The organism is Candidatus Methylomirabilota bacterium (assembly GCA_028870115.1).
Classification (GTDB): Bacteria; Methylomirabilota; Methylomirabilia; order Methylomirabilales; family Methylomirabilaceae; genus Methylomirabilis.
The window spans coordinates 1-1,079 of record JAGWQH010000090.1; the positions used below are offsets into that span (position 1 = coordinate 1).

The 1,079-nt window shown below is 56.2% G+C and carries 2 protein-coding genes; both read left to right on the forward strand.

What is annotated here, in order from left to right; translation table 11 throughout:
• Positions 1 to 869 (forward strand): NAD-dependent epimerase/dehydratase family protein (locus tag KGL31_10070; protein MDE2322244.1); only part of this gene is annotated, 869 nt, incomplete at its 5' end.
• Positions 870 to 875: 6 nt separating this feature from the next.
• A partial coding sequence (locus KGL31_10075; protein MDE2322245.1) for a hypothetical protein occupies positions 876 to 1,079 on the forward strand: 204 nt, incomplete at its 3' end.

Consider the following 1,079-nt stretch of genomic DNA (forward strand, 5'->3'; position numbering starts at 1 on the left):
ATCACGAGTTGGACATCCGCCATCGGGAGGCGATCCTTGCCCTCCTGCGAGACCACCGCCCGGACCTGATCATTCACTGCGCCGCCCAGCCTTCTCACGACCTGGCTAAGGACCGGCCCTTCGAAGACTTCGAGGTCAACGCCGTCGGGACCTTAAACCTCCTGGAGGCGACCCGTCGCTCCTGCCCGGAGACGCCATTCATTTTCATGAGCACCAACAAAGTCTATGGCGACGCGCCGAACGAGAAGTCCCTTGTCGAGCTATCTACGAGATGGGATTACGCAGATCCCGCTGACTTCGAGGGGATCGACGAATACTGCAGGGTTGATGCGAGCCTGCACAGCCTCTTCGGAGCATCCAAACTGGCCGCCGATGTGATGGTGCAGGAGTATGGCCGATATTTCGGTATGCCCACGGTGTGCTTTCGTGGCGGATGCTTGACCGGTCCCAACCACTCTGGAGCGGAGCTTCACGGTTTCCTGGCGTACCTGGCGAAGGCGATCAAAGAGGATCGCGTCTACCGCATCTACGGCTACAAGGGAAAACAGGTGAGGGATAATATCCACGCCCACGACGTCTGCACCGCCTTTCTGGCATTCTATGAATCCCCCCGTCAAGCCGCCATCTATAATCTTGGGGGCGGTCGAGGCAACAGTACATCGATTCTTGAAGCTGTCGCCTGGTTCGAGGAGCTGATGGGGAAGCGACTGACGGTGGAGTATCTGGAGACGAATCGGGTCGGCGACCACATCTGCTACATCAGCGATCTACGTCGACTAAAGGCCGATTATCCCCAATGGGAAATCACCCGCCCCCTCAAGGAGATTTTCCTTGAGCTTACTAATATGTCGGGAACGCAGAAAGGGTAGTTGTGAATGATTCTGAATTTGTCCGGGCTGAAGACATTTCGGGATCGATTATATGTTGTGTTCCCTCTAGTTGGCGCCGGTGTTCCTCCGCTGTTGATTGTGATGACAGTAGCCCGTTATGGGGTCAGTGTTCCCTTCTGGGACCAGTGGGGGTTAGCAGATTTTCTGGACAAGGTCCACGTAGGACAGTACGGATTCGCCGATCTCTGG